This window comes from Janthinobacterium sp. 67, from assembly GCF_002797895.1.
Taxonomy (GTDB): Bacteria; Pseudomonadota; Gammaproteobacteria; order Burkholderiales; family Burkholderiaceae_D; genus Janthinobacterium.
Map to the genome: position 1 here is coordinate 1,010,645 of NZ_PGES01000001.1, position 14,891 is coordinate 1,025,535.

Sequence of the window (14,891 nt, forward strand, 5' to 3'; positions counted from 1 at the left end):
CTTGCTTAGCCCAGTTGCCGCACGATATGCGGCCCCAGCAGGTTGGCCAGCGGCAGCGGCAGGCGGCGCCAGGCGCGGATGAATAGCGCGTATTTCGGATTCAATGGATTGACCTCCGGCAAGGCCTTGGCGCGCACGAGTTGGTAGACATACGGCAGCGGCTGCGGCGTAAAGCCCCAATTCTTCTTGAAGTCGTAGGCCCCCGTGCCCAGCTTGCTGCGGCCGAAATCGAACAGGCGGTAGCCGCGCGCGCAGGCGCGGCGCATCGCTTCCCAGTACATGAAGTCGTTGGCGCCCGTGCTGCGGGCCAGCACGCTGCCGCCGCCGTAATATGGCAGCACTTCGTCGCGGAAATAGAACAGCAGCACGCTCGCTTGCGCCTGCTGGCCGTGATACACGGTGAGGATCTCGCAAGCCTTGCCGAAAACCGTGCGCAGCAGGGCAAAATGGCGGCGCGCGAAGACGGGCGTGCCCAGCCGGTGCACGCTGGCCGCATAGATCGGGTAAAAATGCTTGAGGTCATAATCGATGGCGCTGTGCAAGCCAGCCGCCATGGCCTTGCGCACGACGGCGCGCTGCTTGCGGGGAATGGCCAGCAGGTTCTGCTCGGCATCCGGATGCAGGGGACGGCGGAAGGTCGCGTACAGGGGTTTGTGCAGCCAGGATGAGTCTGCATCTTCCGGCAGTTCGCGCCAGCGGTATTCCAGGTGCCCCACGCCGAGGCGCCTGGCCAGCGCCAGCGCGGCGCTGTCGAGCGCCTGGCGGACGGAAGAACTGCCGCAGGCGATGCCGCCGTACACGCAAAACGGCAGCGAGACGAGGGCGGAGCCGAACATGCGGCTGCGCAGATGGGCCAGCGGCAGCACGCCGGCAATGTGTCCATCCTGTTCCGCGTACAGGAAATGGCTGTCGTGGTGAAAACCTTGCTCCATGATGGTTTGCCAGCCGGCCCGGTGAAAGAAGGTCGCATCAGGGCACGTGTCGACAAAGGCGTCCCAGCGCGCATGTTCGTTCCCCTGCAGGGACCGCACGGCGATGGCGGCGCTCGATGGTGCCGGGTCGGGAGCAAGGCGGGCCTCGTGCATCATGTGCTTTCCAGAAAAATACGGTCCATGCGGTCCCAGGAAAAGTCGCGCGTCAGGCGCCCCAGTCGCGCTTCCATGCGCCCCAGGTTCAGGTAGTGGCGAAAGCGCGTCCTGGCGTCGAGGCCGGGCGGGCGCGGCTGGCCGGGGTCGAGTTCCCAAGGATGAAAATAGAATATGCCAGCTTGCCCGTCGCGCGAATTGATGCGTCGCAAAAGCCAGCGCGACAGTGCATACGGCATCAGCCTGAAATAACCGCCGCCGCCGGCCGGCAGGTTGCGCCCGCGCAGGCGCACGGTGCTGACGGGCAATTCCAGCACGCCGTGCGGCCCGCGCGGGCGCCAGGCGAAGCGGGGAGCATCGGGCATGCCGTAATGGTCGTGGCGGATCGGGTAGATGCTGGAACTGTAGCCGTAGCCCGCTTCCTGCAGCTCGTCGAAAGCCCACAGGTTGGCCGCGCCGATGGAAAAGCTGGGCGCCCGGTAGCCGCGCACGGCCAGCCCCGTTATTTGCTCGAGGATGGTCTTGCTGCGGCGCACGTCGTCGGCGAACTGCGCGGCGGACTGCTCGCTGGCGCGCAGGTGCGCGTAGCCGTGGCTGGCCACCTCGTGTCCGGCGTCGGCCACGCGGCGCAGCATGGCCGGATAACGCTCGGCGATCCAGCCCAGGGTAAAAAAGGTGGCGTGAATGCGCCTGCTGTCGAGCAGCAGCAGGATGCGCTCGATATTCGCCTCGACCCGGCATTCCAGGCGGGGCCAGTCGGCGCGGGCGATGTGCGGCGCGAAGGCGGACACCTGAAAGTAATCTTCCACGTCGATGGTGAGCGCGTTGCGCAAAATCACCGGCGGCGTCATGGCGCGCTCCGGCGCGCCGCCAGCCAGGGCGCGACGACGGCGGCGATGCGCTCGGCCGCGCAGCCATCCCACAGGGGCGGAATGCGGCCCCGCTTGCCACCCGTGTCGAGGATGACACCCGCCAGCGCCAGGATGGCGGCCGGGTCCGTGCCCGCGAGGGTGTTCGTGCCGTCGCTGACCGTGACGGGCCGCTCCGTATTGTCGCGCAAGGTCAAGCAAGGCACGCCCAAGGCCGTGCTTTCTTCCTGGATGCCGCCCGAATCCGTCAGCACCAGGCGCGCGTCCTGCATCAGGCCCAGCATTTCCAGGTAGCCCAGCGGCGGCAGGCGGACGATGGCATGCCGCGCCAGCAGCGCTTCCAGGCCTGCCAGGCGCAAGCTGGCCAGGGTGCGCGGGTGGATGGGAAACAGCAGCGGCAACCGGGCTGACAGCTGCCCCAGCGCCTGCAGCAGCGCTTCCAGTTGCGCCGGCGCATCCACGTTCGACGGCCGGTGCAAGGTCAACAGGCCATACGCGGGCGGGCAGGCGTGGCCGTGGGCGCGCAGGGTGGCGGCGGGTTGTACCGCGCGCGGCAGCTGCCGCCGCAGGCTGTCGATCATGACGTTGCCCGTGAAATGGATGCGTTCCGGGGCGATGCCTTCGCGCAGCAGGTTGGCGCGCGCGCCTTCCTCGCTGGTCAGCAGCAGGCTGGATAATTGATCCGTCAGCACGCGGTTGATTTCCTCGGGCATGCGCCGGTCGCCGCTGCGCAATCCCGCCTCGACGTGGATCACGGGAATGTCCCGCTTGGCCGCCACCAGCGCGCAGGCGAGGGTGGAATTGACGTCGCCCACCACCAGTACGCCATCGGGCGCCAGCGGCGGGTGCCCGTCGAGCACGGCGTCGAAGCGGCGCATGATGTCGGCCGTCTGCAGCGCGTGGTTGCCGGAGCCCACGTCGAGGCAGATGTCGGGCGGACGCATGTCCAGGTCCGCAAACAGCTGGCCATTCATGGCCGTGTCGTAGTGTTGGCCGGTATGCAATAAAGTCACCCGCACGGAAGGCGTCTGGCGGGCCAGGGCGGTCAGGATGGGCGCCATCTTCATCAGGTTCGGGCGCGCGGCCACCACGCACAGCAGGTGCGCCGGCGCGGCAGGCGCTAGAGAGCGGTCGGACATGCTGCGGCCTCCTTAGAATCGCATGTTGAGCGTGGCGCTGACGCCGTTTTCCCGGTAGTCGCCGCCGCGGTTGCTGGCGTGCCGCGTGTGCCGCACGTCGATGGTGGCCGTCATGTTCGGCTGCAGGATGCGCGTGTAGCCGGCCGTCACGGTGATGTTGTTGTCGCGCCGGGGCGCGCTCAGCGAGCGCACGCCCGCGTAGCCGGCATTGACGTTCACGCTGGTGCGCGAGCTGGCTTGCCAGCTCCAGCCCACGTTGGCGCCGATCTGGCGCGTGCGGTCTTCGCTGCCGAATTCCACGCCGGGCAGCAAGCCGCTGTCGACGCCGCTGGCCGTTTGCGCCGTGCGGTCGACGGCCGAGATACCGGCGATCATCGTGCTTTTCGCCGTCGCGCGCGCCACCGTCAGCTTCAGCTGCTTTTGCAGGAAATAGCGGTGGCTGAAATAATTGAGGGCGCCCCGTTCCGGCCCCAGGTTGTTGGCGTAGCGCAGGAAGGCATCGATGCGCAGGCGCCGGTCGCGCGCGTTGGGGAAGATGCCACGCCACAATTGATCAAGCAGCCTGGCCGCGTCGGGGTCGCCCAGGCGCGAAAACTGGGTCGGCATGGTGGTGATGTTTTCGCTGTAATTGAGTTGCCAGTTGGTATGGCGCTGCAGGAAAGTGGCGTCCAGGCTGTAGGTGTTGCCAAAAAAGCGCTTGCCCGTGCTGAAGGCGACGCTGGTGCGCGGCGATGGCGTCCATACGCCGCCCAGCGACCAGAAGCGGCCTTCCGGCGCCTTGCCGCTGGTAGAGATATAACCTTCCTTTTCCATGCCGCCGCTGGCCGTGGCCGACCATCTGCTGTTGAACGGATAGCGCAGGCCCACGCTGCTGCGCTGCATGCGCACGGGCGCGAGCTTGCTGTCCTGGGTGCGGCGTACGTCGTGGCTGGCGTTCCACGTCCAGCCGTTGCCGCGCGGCTCGCCGCTGAGCAGCAATTCCATTTCGTCGCTGTGCACGGACAATAATTGGCCGCCGCTGTCGACCGTGTTGCGCGTGTAGCGCAGCTCGCCCGTGGCCAGGCCGCGAAAACGGTGGCGCAAATAGGGGCTGATGCTCGTGGTGCGCACGGTGCTCACATTGTCCGTGCCGGGCAGGTCGTCGATCAATTGGGGGCCGAATGGCGAGATGTTGCGCCGGCTCACGCTGGCGTTGGCATCGATGAAGAACCAGTCCTTGACCAGTTCGGCGTCGGCCGAGGCGCGCAGCTCGTGGTTGTCCGTGTCGGCGCGCTGTCCCGACAGGTATTTGTGCCAGCTGTAATCGAGGTGCACGCGCAGGCGGGGGCCCGTGCCGATGAGGGCGATGGCGGGCGCGATTTCCGTGATGAAGTCGGACTGCGCCTGGCCGGACGGCGCGCGCAAGCCATTGTCCGTGTAGCTTTCGCGCAATCGCAGCGACGGTTTCACGAGCCAGTCGACGGCGCCGGCCGGCAGGGGCAGCAGCAGGGACAGCAGCGGCAGCAGCGGCAGCGGCCTGCGGCGGCTAGTCGTAATGGCCATAGCCGTAGTAGTCGTTGCCGGGGAATGATCTGGTCTTGTTGTAGATCAAATGAATGTGTTCGCAGGACTCGATCTGGCGCAGCGCTTCCTTGACGGCGTGCTGGGTCGTCGTTTCCGCCTCGACCACCATCACCACTTGTCCCATCTGTCCCACCAGCGCGTGCGCTTCGCTCGTGATCAAGAGGGGCGGCGAATCGAAGACGACGATGCGGTCGCTGTAGCGGCTGGCGATTTCGGCCAGCAGCCGGCTCATGGCCCGGCTGGCCAGCAATTCCGTCGCGTGCTTGTTGCTGCGCCCGGCGGGCAGGATGCTCAGGTTGGCCACGTTGGTTTTCAGGATCACGTCCGCCATGGCCAGTTGCGGGTCGAGCAGCACGTCCATCAGGCCCGGCTCCGGCGGCAAGCCCAGCACCTTCAGCACAGACGGGCGCGCCACGTCCGCATCGACGAGCAGCACCGTGATATCCAGTTCCATGGCGATGCTCATGGCCAGGTTGATGGCGCAGTAGGTCTTGCCTTCGCCGGGCATGGCGCTGGTGACGACGATCAGGTTGCCGTGGCGGATGGCGTCGCTGCCGCTGGCGCGCGCCTGGCGCAGCAGCGGGCGCTTGATGATGCGGAAATCCTCGGCCACGGCGCTGCGCCCGCCATCGTGCGTGAGCATGCCTTGCTCGCTCAGCCGGGCCAGGTTCAGGGGACGATACTGGGGCGAGCGGGTCGCGTCCGTACCATCCGCACCGTCCACTCCATAAGGCACACTGGTCTCGGCCACGCCGAGGATGGTAGGTTCCTGCTTGCCGCTGTCCATGCTGTTCATCGTCGCTCCTTGGTGGATCTAGAATTTCAGCAGCGCGGCCGTCATGACCCCGCCGTACAGCACGAACAGGCTGCCCAGGCAGGCGCCGAAGCCGTAACGGGCGCGGCGGCGGCGCACCTGCTGCAGCGGCGTCCAGTTCATCGATACCGTGCCCAGCACGTTCAAGCCCGTGGCGTCGCGCAGTTCGGCGGGGCTGAGGAAGGTGGGGCGCACCTGGCTGATGAGCAAGGCCGTGGCGACGCCGGCCACCAGGGCCGCACCCAGCGCCGCGGAAAACAGCAGCGGGCGGTTCGGGCCGACGGGCGCATATTGCACCGTGGGCGGGTCGATGATCTTGAAGGCCATCATCTCGGTGGTGGAACTGAGTTCGCCCGACAGCTTGGCCGCTTCGCGCCGTCCGATCAGCTTTTCATAGTTTTCCTTGTTGATGATGTAGTCGCGGTTCAGCTGCGCCAGCTGCGATTCCACCTCGGGCACGGCGTTGCTTTGGGCCAGCAGGCGTTCGTTGCGCGCGTTGTATTCCTGCACGCGGGCGCGGATGGCGGCCACCTTGGCGTCCGCATCCGTCAGCGCCACCTTCAGCTGCTGCAGCATGGGGCTGTAGTTCTTGCCCGGGTCGCCGGACGCCGTCTTCAGCTTGCTTTCCTCGATCTTGCGTTCTTCCAGCTGGGCCACCAGGCGCTTCGAGGCGATGATGTCGGGATGCAATTCCGTATATTGCATGCGCAGGCTGTCGAGGTTTTTGTTGATCGACGCGATGCGCTCGTCAAGCTCGGGATTCGTGATGGAGGCCGCGTTCGGCTCCATGTCGAGCACGGGTTCGTCGCCCTCGATCTGGCTCTGGATGGCCTTGCGCGCCTGTTCGGCCTCGACCAGTTCCAGCTTGGCATTGTTCAGGCTGTCGGACGACATCAGCAGCTGGCTGCCGTAGTCGATGCCCTGGCGCGGCAGCAGCAGGTTGTTGCGGATCTTGAATTCCTTCACCAGGTTTTCCGCCGCGCTCAGCTTGTCTTCGTAATTCTTGATCTGCTCGTCGATGAATTGCACGGCCTTCTGCGAATCGCCCTTCTTGCCCTGGAAACTGCCTTCGACAAAGATGGTCAGCAGGCTTTGCACGACGTCGCGCACCAGCTTGGGATCGCGCCCGCTGTAGCTGATGGTGTAGATGTCATAGGCGTTGGTGCCGGTGATCTTGATGCGGCTCATCAATTCGTCCAGCTGGGCCTCGTGCTCGCGCACGGTCTTCGAGTCCAGGTCGAGGTCGACCATGCGCATGACCCGCTCCACGTTGGGGCGGCTGAGCAGGGTGCGGCTCATGATGGCCACCTGCTGTTCCGTGTTCGGCACGCTGGTCATGCCGGCCATCAGCGGCTTGAGGATGGTTTGCGTATCGACAAACACGCGCGCCGACGTCTGGAAGTCGTCGGGCAGGGTGATCACCTTGATGAAGCCGACGATGGCCACCAGCCACGCCACCAGCACCGCATGCCAGCGGTATTTCCAGATGCCTTTCAGGCTGGAAAGCAGTTGCTGTATCAATTCTTCCATGTCGCTTCCTTCAGGTGACGATGCTGCACGGTAGATGGGCTGGCGGCGCGGACAACGACGGCGTCTTGCAAGAAATACTTGCTTGTTGAGTAAGCAAAGTATAGGGCGGCTGCGGAGCAAGATTTCCCAAGATGATTGCTTCTTGATACGCCTCAAGGTTCCCTTGCCGCGTTTTAATAATCATAGGAAGTTCGCGGCCCAGGCTGGTTCTGCGGGGCCGGCCATGGATGCGCCACCGACTCGAAGAGGCTCCGCATGAATCCGTTTCGCCGTGCATTTTTCTGCAATACGCTGGGCCTGGCAGCCGCTGCCAGCCTGCTGGGTGCCTGCCGCACCTCCCTTCCGCTGGCTCCGTCCGACGACAGCGCCCCCATGCACGACTACATGATCGGGCCGGGCGACTCCGTCAACATCATCGTCTGGCGCAATCCCGAAGTGTCGCTGACGGTAGCCGTGCGGCCCGATGGCAAGATCACCACGCCGCTGGTCGAGGATTTGCCCGCCAGCGGCAAGACGTCGACCCAGCTGGCGCGCGACATCGAGCAAGCCTTGAGCAAGTTCATCCAGCAACCCGTGGTGACCGTCATCGTTACCAATTTCTCGGGGCCGTATGGCGAGCAGATCCGGGTGATCGGCGAAGCTGCCAAGCCGCAGGCGTTGCCGTACCGGCAGGGCATGTCGCTGATGGACGTGCTGATCGCGGTGGGCGGCATTACCGATTTCGCGGCAGGCAACAAGGCCAGCATCATCCGCATGCGCGAAGGCAACCAGCAGCAGCTGCGCGTGCGCCTCAACGATCTGTTGAAAGACGGCGATATTTCCGCCAACGTCATGATGCGGCCGGGCGACGTGTTATTGATACCGGAAAGCTTTTTTTAACAGCGGTCTCGGCAATATCAAAATGCAATTTATATTTGTCATTTTGTACTTGCAAGCAAATTTCAACGTGTAATTTTGCCATCTAAAGGCGAATTTCTTCTGTTTTTTTGACTGTTGGTGGGAACTTCTTCAGTTCTCGTCTTGTCACAAGGCATTGGCTTCAGTCCGTCTCAACGGCGGCCGATGAACGTGAGGACACGATGAGCTTTGAAGATGAACCTATTATTTCCTTCGACACGCCAGGCAGTTTCAGCGACCTGGTGGTGGGCGAGGGGCAGATCGACCCGGCCATGGAGCACGAGCTCGACCTGCAGCGCTTTCATATCCGCATGGCCAATTCGCGTGGCCGGCGCGAAGCGGCCAGCTTGCTGATCCGCAAGATGTACGGCTGGCGCGGTTATGCCGTCGATCCCGCCACGGCGCACGCGCTGAATAAAATCACGCTGTTTGCGGAAACGGCGGGCACCACCGTCGGCACCATGACCTTGTGCCTCGACAATGACGAGACGGGCTTGCCCGCCGATGAAAACTTCCGCGACAAGCTCGACGTCCTGCGCGAGCAGGGCCGGCGCCTGTGCGAACCGTCGCGCCTGGCCATCGACAAGGGCGTGAGCAAGCGCGTGTTTGCGGCGCTGATTCATATCTCTTATATCTATGCCCACAATATTCACGGCTTTACGGATTACGTAATCGAAGTCAACCCGCGCCATGTGGTGTTTTACAAGCGCATGCTGGGTTTCCAGGATTTCGGCGGCGAGCGCGAGTGCACCCGCGTGGGGGCGCCGGCCGTGCTGCTGCGACTGGACCTCGATTACATGGGGGCCCAGATCCGCAAATACGGTGGCCTGATGGAACAGCATGGGGGTGAACGGTCGTTTTACCCCTTTTTTTTTCCTACATGGGATGAGCCCGGTATTACCGACAGGCTGAGGCAGGGGCGCAACTGATTATTCATTTATTTTTCAGCAAGATCGCCTGCATGTGGCTGCCCGGAATCGCGTAAGTGATGCCGCTGGGCGCGCTGATGGCCGCCTCTTTGAGGCCCTTGACGTACACCATGTTGACGATGCCGTAGACGAGACCGGTCTCGGGATCGAACAAGGGGCTGCCGCTGCTGCCCGGATACGCCGTCGCGTCCAGCTGGAACACGGTGTACGGCGCCTTTTGCAGCTGCGCCAGGCGCCGCACGTCGAGACGCTGCGCGTTTTCGCTGGGCATGACCACCGGTGTCAGCGATGACACGGTGGCGCGGTGGGTCACGTGGTGCAAACCGAGCAAGGTACCCAGCGGAAACCCCGTAAACGCCATGGCCTGGCCTTCGCGCACCGTGGCCGCGTCGCCCAGCGCCAGGGCGGGTAGCGGCGCGCCCGCCAGGCGCAGCAGGGCCAGGTCGTGTTCCGTGTCGACCGCCTGGACCTTGGCAGGACGAAATTGCGCGGCCTCGCCCTGGCCCGTGAGTATGCCGATGACTTCGTTCGGATTGGCATCGATCAGTTTCTGTATCACATGGGCGCAAGTGAGCACGCTCAAGCCATCGCCCGCCACGAAGCCCGTGCCGATGAAATTCATGGGCGGCGTGCGTGTCTTTTGCAGGCTGCCCACGCCGACGATCGACGGTTTGACGCGTGCGATGACTTGCGCCAAGGTATCGTCGGCGTGGCACGGCGCGCCAGCCAGGAGCAGGGCCAGGCAGGACAGCAGGGCGGAGGACAAGAATTTCATGGCGGCGCACTTTCAACGGTAGGAGGTGGCACGGGCTGCAACAGCGCGCGCAGCAGCATCAGATAGCACAGCAGGGCGATGCGCGGTACGTCGAGCAGGCTGTCGAACAGGCCGACGACGAGAAAACCCAGCAGGGCGGCGGCGCAGGCCAGCGCGCCGGAATCGCCGCGCGCGGCCTGGCGCAGCAGACGCATACCGGCCAGTACCAGCAGGGCCAGCATCGACAAGGCACCGCACCAGCCCGTTTCTATCAGCAAATGCAGGGCCATGCTCTTGACGTGCCATGGCAAGTGATGGTGGTCGCTGCTGAAAAACCAGTAATTATTGGCTTGCGTAAAGCCCCCGTTGGCGATCAATTCCTCGCCGCCGGGTGCGCGCAAGCTCAGATTATCGACGTCGAGCACGGACGACGTGGCCGTGCCGCTGGCCGCCAGTTCCAGCTGCACGGGCGGACGCAGCAGCCAGGCACCCGCACCCAGCCAGGCGCTGTCGAACGGTACTTCATAGTGCTGCCATCCCTCCGGCGGGTTGCCAGGCGGCGGCGGGCGCAGGCGCAGCGGGACATTCACGCAGCCCTGGGCATACAGCAGTTGCCGCTGGCACAGGCGCGCCAGCAGCACGGGCATGGGTCCCGCTCGCCGCACGCCGAGCGCCAGGGTGTAGCGCGTGGACGGCTGCACGGGCAGCCGTTGCAGCAGCCGCAGCAGTTCGCCATAGCCGGCGCTGTAGCCGGGACTGGCCAGGCGCACATACCGGTTTCCTCCTGCCTCGGCGTACGCGATGCTGGCCGGCACCTCGCGCTGGGGATTGTGCCAGTAATACGTGGCGGGAAAGCTGCCTATGCCCATGCCGAACAGGCGGTCGCCCCAGTCCGGCGGTTGCATGGCCAGCGCTTGCCGCCAATGGCGCAAGCGGCCTTGCATGTCGAAGGCCGTGGTGGCGAAGCGTTCGGTGGCGTAATAGCTGGCCGACACGGGTATGGCCAGCAGCAACAGGATGCCGGCCGCGCCCGCGATGCTGAGGCTGGCGCGGTCCAGCCGCCATAGCGGTGGGCGCAAGCGTCCGTTGCACAGCATCAGCATGGCTAGCAGCACGACCAGGCCGGCCGGCGGCAGGGCCGCAGGACCGGCCCAGTGCCAGCCTATCCAGGCGAGATTGCATGCCAGCATGGTCCACGCCATCATCGCCAGCCCCAGCCTGGCCGCTCCTTTGTCAGTCTTGCCGCCGCCCGGCCATAGCGCGGCCACCAGCATCACGGCGGCCAGCAGGAACAGGAAGTACGGGCCTTTCAGCCAGCCGGCCGTTTGCTGGCCGGCAGGTTCCGGCCACCAGGCGGCCAGCAAGCCCTGCAGACACAGCGCGCACAGCAGGCTGGCCGGAGCCAGGCGCCACGGCAAGGGCCGCGCCGCCAGCACGAAACTGGCCGCGAGCAGCACGACGGCGGCAAGCAAGCCCCGGTAGCCGGCCAGGCTGAACATGTACACGAGCAGGATGGTGCCTGCGCCGGCCAGCAGCAGCCTCAGCAAGATTTTGCGCAGGGGCGGCCGGCCGGACGGGGGCCTTGCCGCACCGGGCGCCGTCCTCAGCGATTGCCAGAATGCCAGCAGCATGGCCGCCGCCAGGGCCGCGTACAAGCCCCGTGAAAAGGTGGTGAATGCCGCGTGCAGGGCCAGGGCCAGCAGCAGCATGGCCAGCACCGCCTGCCAGCGGCTGCTGGCGCGCGCCAGCCACAGTGCCGCAAACGGCAGGCTCAGGGCCAGGTAGCCGTCCAGCGCGGCACCACCCGTGTGCATGGCGGAAAACGGCGCCGTGATGCGGTAGTCGCTCGACAAGTTCGACAGGCCGGGAAACACGGCCCGTTCCCACAGGGCGAACAGCGACACCATGGCCAGCCCGGCCAGCATGCCCGGCAGCGCGTAGCGGCGCAAGGCGGCAGTGTCCGCGTCGCGCAGCAGCAGCGGCAACAGCAGCATGCTCCAGGCCCAGGCCTTGCCCAGCCGCAAGCTGTTGTAGGGGCTCAGATAATTATCCCAGGCATTCACGTCCAGGGGCGCCAGCGGCAGCAGGCCGCGCAGCAGTGCCGCCAGCCAGGCCAGGCTGCACAGCAGCAGACAGGCGCGGGCGGCGGGCGAAAGCCGCGCCGCTGCCGGTTGGGCGACGCCGCCCAAACGCCAATAGCCGCAGGCCACCGTCAGCAACAGCAGCACGTCGATTTCTTCGAGGAAGAACCAGCCCGTCCATGGCGCCAGGTCCAGCACGGGCAGCAGGGCGGGCACGCAAAACAGCCAGCTGGCGGGACGCCAGCACAGCAGCAGGAAGTAGGCGGGCAGCAGGGCGGCAAACAACAGGCCGGGCCAGCCGTGGCCCAGCGGATAATGGCGCAAGGCCAGCACGCAGGCCGCGCCCGCCAGCAAGGCCAGCGGCCGCGCTGCCAGGCCGGGCATGGCAGCGTGCACAGCCATGGCTTACAGCTGGGTCAGCAAGGCTTGCGCCTCGGCCCGCTGTGGAAAATCCTTGTTGGCGGCCAGCAGTTGTTCCAGTTGCTTGCGCGCGCCCCCCTTGTCGCCCGATTTTGCCAGCGCCGCGCCCAGGTGGTACTGCACTTCAGGCGACTTAGGCGCCAGTTCCGCCGCCTTGCGCAGCAGCGCCGTGGCGCGCTTGACGTCGCCTTGTTGCAGCACGATCCAGCCCAGGGTGTCGAGCACGGCGGGATTGCCGGGCGCCAGCTTCAGTGCCTGCTCGGCCGTGGCCTGCGCGCGCGGATCTTTTTCCTGCTGATACGCCCAGGCCAGGTCGTTCAGCGCCACCACGTTGTCTGTGTCCTTGGCAACAACATACTGGAAATGCTCGATGGCGGCACGGTACTGTTTGGCCGCCAGCCGGGTGCCTGCCAGGTAGGTGCGCGTCGGCAAGTCTTCCGGATGCGCCTTCAGCCAGGTGGCCATGCGCGCATCGGCTTCGCGCTCCTGCCCGGACGCCTGCAAGGCGCGGTACAGCTGCACCTGCAAGGGGCCGATGGGGCTGATGCCGAAGGCGTGCTGGTACAGCTTGACGGCTTGCTGCGGCTGCTTTTGCTCCATCAGCACGTCGCCCTCGAGCTTGTAGCCGGCCGCCAGCTTGGGCTGCTGTTCCTGCACTTGCCGCGCCACGGCCAGGGCCTCGCGTTGCCGGTTCAGATTCAGCAGCATCGCCACTTCGACCACGCGCGCTTCGAGCAGCGATGGGTCAAGCACTTGCGCCCGCTTGACGGCTTGCAGCGCATTATGATGGTCGCCCAAGGCCAGATGCAGGCTGGCGATGCGCATCTGCAAGGGCGCGGACGTCGTTTGCAGGCTGGCCAGCTTGTTGTAGCTGTCGAGCGCGGCCTGCGCCTGGCCCGCGCTGTATTCCACCTGCGCGCGCAGTGCCAGCGCATCGGCGTCGCCCGGATGGCCCGTTTGCAAGGTGCGCGCCAGTTCCAGCGCCTTGTCGGGCGCGCCCGTCTTCAGGTAAAAGTTACTGAGCAGCAGGGCCGGCGCGACGGCGTCCGGATTGTCGCGGTGGGCCCGTTCGAGCCAGCGGCCCGCCTCGTCCGTCTTCCCCTGCGACGCGGCCAGCTTGGCCAGCGCGGCGCACAGGTCGGCATTTTTCGGCGCCTTCGCCAGCGCCTTTTCGAAGCGCTGTTTCGCCTGCTCCGGCTTTTTCTCGGCCAGGTCGATCTGCGCGAGGTTGTTCAGGGCGGGTAAATAGACGGGGTCCATGCCCAAAGCTTGCTCGAAACTGGCGCGCGCGGCCGGCAAGTCGCGCAAGGCCAGGTAGACGCCGCCTTTCAGGTTCAGCAGCAAGGGATTCGTGCCTTTCTGCTGCTCTTCCATCATCTTGACGCTGGCCAGGGCCTTGTCGTTCTGCTTGTTGCGCAGCAAGGTCATCACCAGCATGGTGCCCGCCTGCGGCGTGCTCTTGTCGAGCATGGTGGCGCGTTCCAGCTCATTGATGGCGCGGCTGTTCTCGCCCATGCCCAGCCGGCTGATGCCCAGGGCCGCGTGCAGTTTGGCCGTGTCCGGCGCCAGGGTGCTGGCCTGTTCGAAATACGCGGTCGCCTTGTCGTAGCGGCGTGCGCGCAAGTTCGCTTCACCGGCCAGTGACAGCAATTCCACGTCTTCCGGAAAGGCGGCCAGCATCGGTTGCAGCAAGTCGATGGCCGCGTCGGTATTGCCACGCATCAATTCGATCGACGCCATCATCTTGACGGCATACAAGTGTCTGGGATACACGGCGAGGAAGCGCCGCAGGTAGTTTTCCGCCTGGGCCGGCGAGCCGAGCGCCAGTTGCACGGCGCCGGCCAGCAGGATGGACGGCATGTGGTCGGGCGCCGCCTTGAGCACCAGTTGCAAGGCTTGCAAGGCCGCCTTGTTCTTGCCCTGGCGAAAATCGAGCAGGGCCTGAGCTTGCAGCAAGCCCAGGCTGTTGGGCGCCGTCTTGCGCGCCGTGGCCAGCTGCGCGCCCGCTTCCAGATAGCGGTTTTCCACGATATCGAGGTTGGCCAGGTCGATATGGGCCTGGGTATTGTCCGGTTTTATCTTGAGTATCTGCATGTAGGCGAGCCGCGCCGCCGCGTTCTTGCCTTGCAGGCGCAGCAGGTCGCCCTGCAGGCGCAAGGCGTCGAGGCTGGCGGGCGCGCTTTTCAAGGCTTGCGCCAGCAGCAGTTCGGCCGCCGGCACCTGCTGGTCCAGCGCCGCCAGGCGCGCCAGGCCCAGCAAGGCATCGACCTGGTCCGGATGGGCTTCGAGCAGGCGCGCGTACAGGGCGCGCGCCTCGTCCCGGCGGCCCAGCGCCAGCAGGGCGTCGCCGCGCAAGGCCAGCACGCTGGCGGGCTGCGCCGCATCGTCGGTGATCTCGGCCAGGACCTTGTCGAACTGGCCCAGCATCAGCCACGTCTTGCCCAGCAAGGGCATCACCTGCTGCGGCGCCAGGCCCAGCGACTTTGCCCTGCGCAATTCCTTTTCGGCCGACAAGGCCTCGCCCGTGTCGATATAGATGCTGCCCAGCAGCAAGCGCGCGGCCGCGTTGTCCGGCTCCTTTTGCAGCAGGTTCTTCAACTGGATGATGGCGGCCCGCGCCTCGCCTTTCTGCCGGTATTGCTGCGCGTCGGCCAGCAGGGTCTCGCTGCTCTGCGTGCCGTGGCAAGCCGTCAGCAGGGGCAGCAGCAGGGTGCAGCACAGCGCGGCGGCCGGCAGGCTGGGGAAAGGGCGGGGCAGGGAACGGGCCATGGAAGTCTCCGGTAGCGGCGTGCGTGGACGATGAGCCGATT

The 14,891-nt window shown here is 65.7% G+C and carries 11 protein-coding genes; 2 read left to right on the forward strand and 9 right to left on the reverse strand.

The features are described from left to right. Nucleotides 1–5 precede the first annotated feature (5 nt). Genes CLU90_RS04445 through CLU90_RS04470 form a run of 6 tightly spaced genes read right to left on the reverse strand, consistent with a single transcriptional unit; the run spans nucleotide 6 to nucleotide 7,000 of the window. Nucleotides 6–1,085: a FemAB family XrtA/PEP-CTERM system-associated protein gene (locus CLU90_RS04445; protein ID WP_100429374.1), complete on the reverse strand. Its 1,080-nt coding sequence runs from the start codon at nucleotides 1,083–1,085 to the stop codon at nucleotides 6–8. Next, nucleotides 1,085–1,936: an XrtA system polysaccharide deacetylase gene (locus CLU90_RS04450; protein WP_100427292.1), complete on the reverse strand. Its 852-nt coding sequence runs from the start codon at nucleotides 1,934–1,936 to the stop codon at nucleotides 1,085–1,087. The genes CLU90_RS04445 and CLU90_RS04450 overlap by 1 nt, the downstream gene beginning before the upstream one ends. Beyond that, nucleotides 1,933–3,093 (reverse strand): non-hydrolyzing UDP-N-acetylglucosamine 2-epimerase, encoded by a 1,161-nt coding sequence (gene wecB / locus CLU90_RS04455; protein WP_100427293.1) that lies wholly within the window; start codon nucleotides 3,091–3,093, stop codon nucleotides 1,933–1,935. Before wecB ends, CLU90_RS04450 begins: the two co-directional genes overlap by 4 nt. Nucleotides 3,094–3,105: 12 nt before the next feature. Continuing rightward, nucleotides 3,106–4,635: a TIGR03016 family PEP-CTERM system-associated outer membrane protein gene (locus tag CLU90_RS04460; RefSeq protein WP_100427294.1), complete on the reverse strand. Its 1,530-nt coding sequence runs from the start codon at nucleotides 4,633–4,635 to the stop codon at nucleotides 3,106–3,108. After that, complete coding sequence (locus CLU90_RS04465) at nucleotides 4,619–5,452, reverse strand: XrtA-associated tyrosine autokinase (protein WP_092707949.1); 834 nt, start codon at nucleotides 5,450–5,452, stop codon at nucleotides 4,619–4,621. Before CLU90_RS04465 ends, CLU90_RS04460 begins: the two co-directional genes overlap by 17 nt. A gap of 18 nt (nucleotides 5,453–5,470) precedes the next feature. Then, nucleotides 5,471–7,000, reverse strand: coding sequence for an XrtA system polysaccharide chain length determinant (locus CLU90_RS04470; RefSeq protein ID WP_092707952.1), 1,530 nt, complete (start codon nucleotides 6,998–7,000; stop codon nucleotides 5,471–5,473). A gap of 255 nt (nucleotides 7,001–7,255) precedes the next feature. Here CLU90_RS04470 and CLU90_RS04475 point away from each other — a divergent pair, with 255 nt between their 5' ends. Continuing rightward, nucleotides 7,256–7,879 (forward strand): XrtA/PEP-CTERM system exopolysaccharide export protein, encoded by a 624-nt coding sequence (locus CLU90_RS04475; RefSeq protein WP_092707955.1) that lies wholly within the window; start codon nucleotides 7,256–7,258, stop codon nucleotides 7,877–7,879. 200 nt (nucleotides 7,880–8,079) lie between these two features. After that, complete coding sequence (locus CLU90_RS04480; RefSeq protein ID WP_092707959.1) at nucleotides 8,080–8,826, forward strand: N-acyl amino acid synthase FeeM domain-containing protein; 747 nt, start codon at nucleotides 8,080–8,082, stop codon at nucleotides 8,824–8,826. Nucleotides 8,827–8,830: 4 nt separating this feature from the next. Here CLU90_RS04480 and CLU90_RS04485 read toward each other — a convergent pair whose 3' ends face one another. From CLU90_RS04485 to prsT, 3 genes are read right to left on the reverse strand one after another with little or no spacing between them, the layout of a single operon-like run. Further along, nucleotides 8,831–9,601 carry a S1 family peptidase gene (locus tag CLU90_RS04485; RefSeq protein WP_092707962.1) on the reverse strand — a complete coding sequence of 257 codons (771 nt, stop codon included), beginning with the start codon at nucleotides 9,599–9,601 and terminating at the stop codon, nucleotides 8,831–8,833. Next, nucleotides 9,598–12,063 carry a hypothetical protein gene (locus tag CLU90_RS04490; protein ID WP_100427295.1) on the reverse strand — a complete coding sequence of 822 codons (2,466 nt, stop codon included), beginning with the start codon at nucleotides 12,061–12,063 and terminating at the stop codon, nucleotides 9,598–9,600. The genes CLU90_RS04485 and CLU90_RS04490 overlap by 4 nt, the downstream gene beginning before the upstream one ends. A gap of 3 nt (nucleotides 12,064–12,066) precedes the next feature. Beyond that, nucleotides 12,067–14,850 (reverse strand): XrtA/PEP-CTERM system TPR-repeat protein PrsT, encoded by a 2,784-nt coding sequence (gene prsT, locus CLU90_RS04495; protein WP_100427296.1) that lies wholly within the window; start codon nucleotides 14,848–14,850, stop codon nucleotides 12,067–12,069. Nucleotides 14,851–14,891 lie beyond the last annotated feature (41 nt).

Bases quoted from the DNA above. Each gene is read 5' to 3' on its own strand.
- CLU90_RS04445 (WP_100429374.1), bottom strand. From the start codon at position 1,085: ATGCACGAGGCCCGCCTTGCTCCCGACCCGGCACCATCGAGCGCCGCC.
- CLU90_RS04450 (WP_100427292.1), bottom strand. From the start codon at position 1,936: ATGACGCCGCCGGTGATTTTGCGCAACGCGCTCACCATCGACGTGGAA.
- wecB (WP_100427293.1), bottom strand. From the start codon at position 3,093: ATGTCCGACCGCTCTCTAGCGCCTGCCGCGCCGGCGCACCTGCTGTGC.
- CLU90_RS04460 (WP_100427294.1), bottom strand. From the start codon at position 4,635: ATGGCCATTACGACTAGCCGCCGCAGGCCGCTGCCGCTGCTGCCGCTG.
- CLU90_RS04465 (WP_092707949.1), bottom strand. From the start codon at position 5,452: ATGAACAGCATGGACAGCGGCAAGCAGGAACCTACCATCCTCGGCGTG.
- CLU90_RS04470 (WP_092707952.1), bottom strand. From the start codon at position 7,000: ATGGAAGAATTGATACAGCAACTGCTTTCCAGCCTGAAAGGCATCTGG.
- CLU90_RS04475 (WP_092707955.1), top strand. From the start codon at position 7,256: ATGAATCCGTTTCGCCGTGCATTTTTCTGCAATACGCTGGGCCTGGCA.
- CLU90_RS04480 (WP_092707959.1), top strand. From the start codon at position 8,080: ATGAGCTTTGAAGATGAACCTATTATTTCCTTCGACACGCCAGGCAGT.
- CLU90_RS04485 (WP_092707962.1), bottom strand. From the start codon at position 9,601: ATGAAATTCTTGTCCTCCGCCCTGCTGTCCTGCCTGGCCCTGCTCCTG.
- CLU90_RS04490 (WP_100427295.1), bottom strand. From the start codon at position 12,063: ATGGCTGTGCACGCTGCCATGCCCGGCCTGGCAGCGCGGCCGCTGGCC.
- prsT (WP_100427296.1), bottom strand. From the start codon at position 14,850: ATGGCCCGTTCCCTGCCCCGCCCTTTCCCCAGCCTGCCGGCCGCCGCG.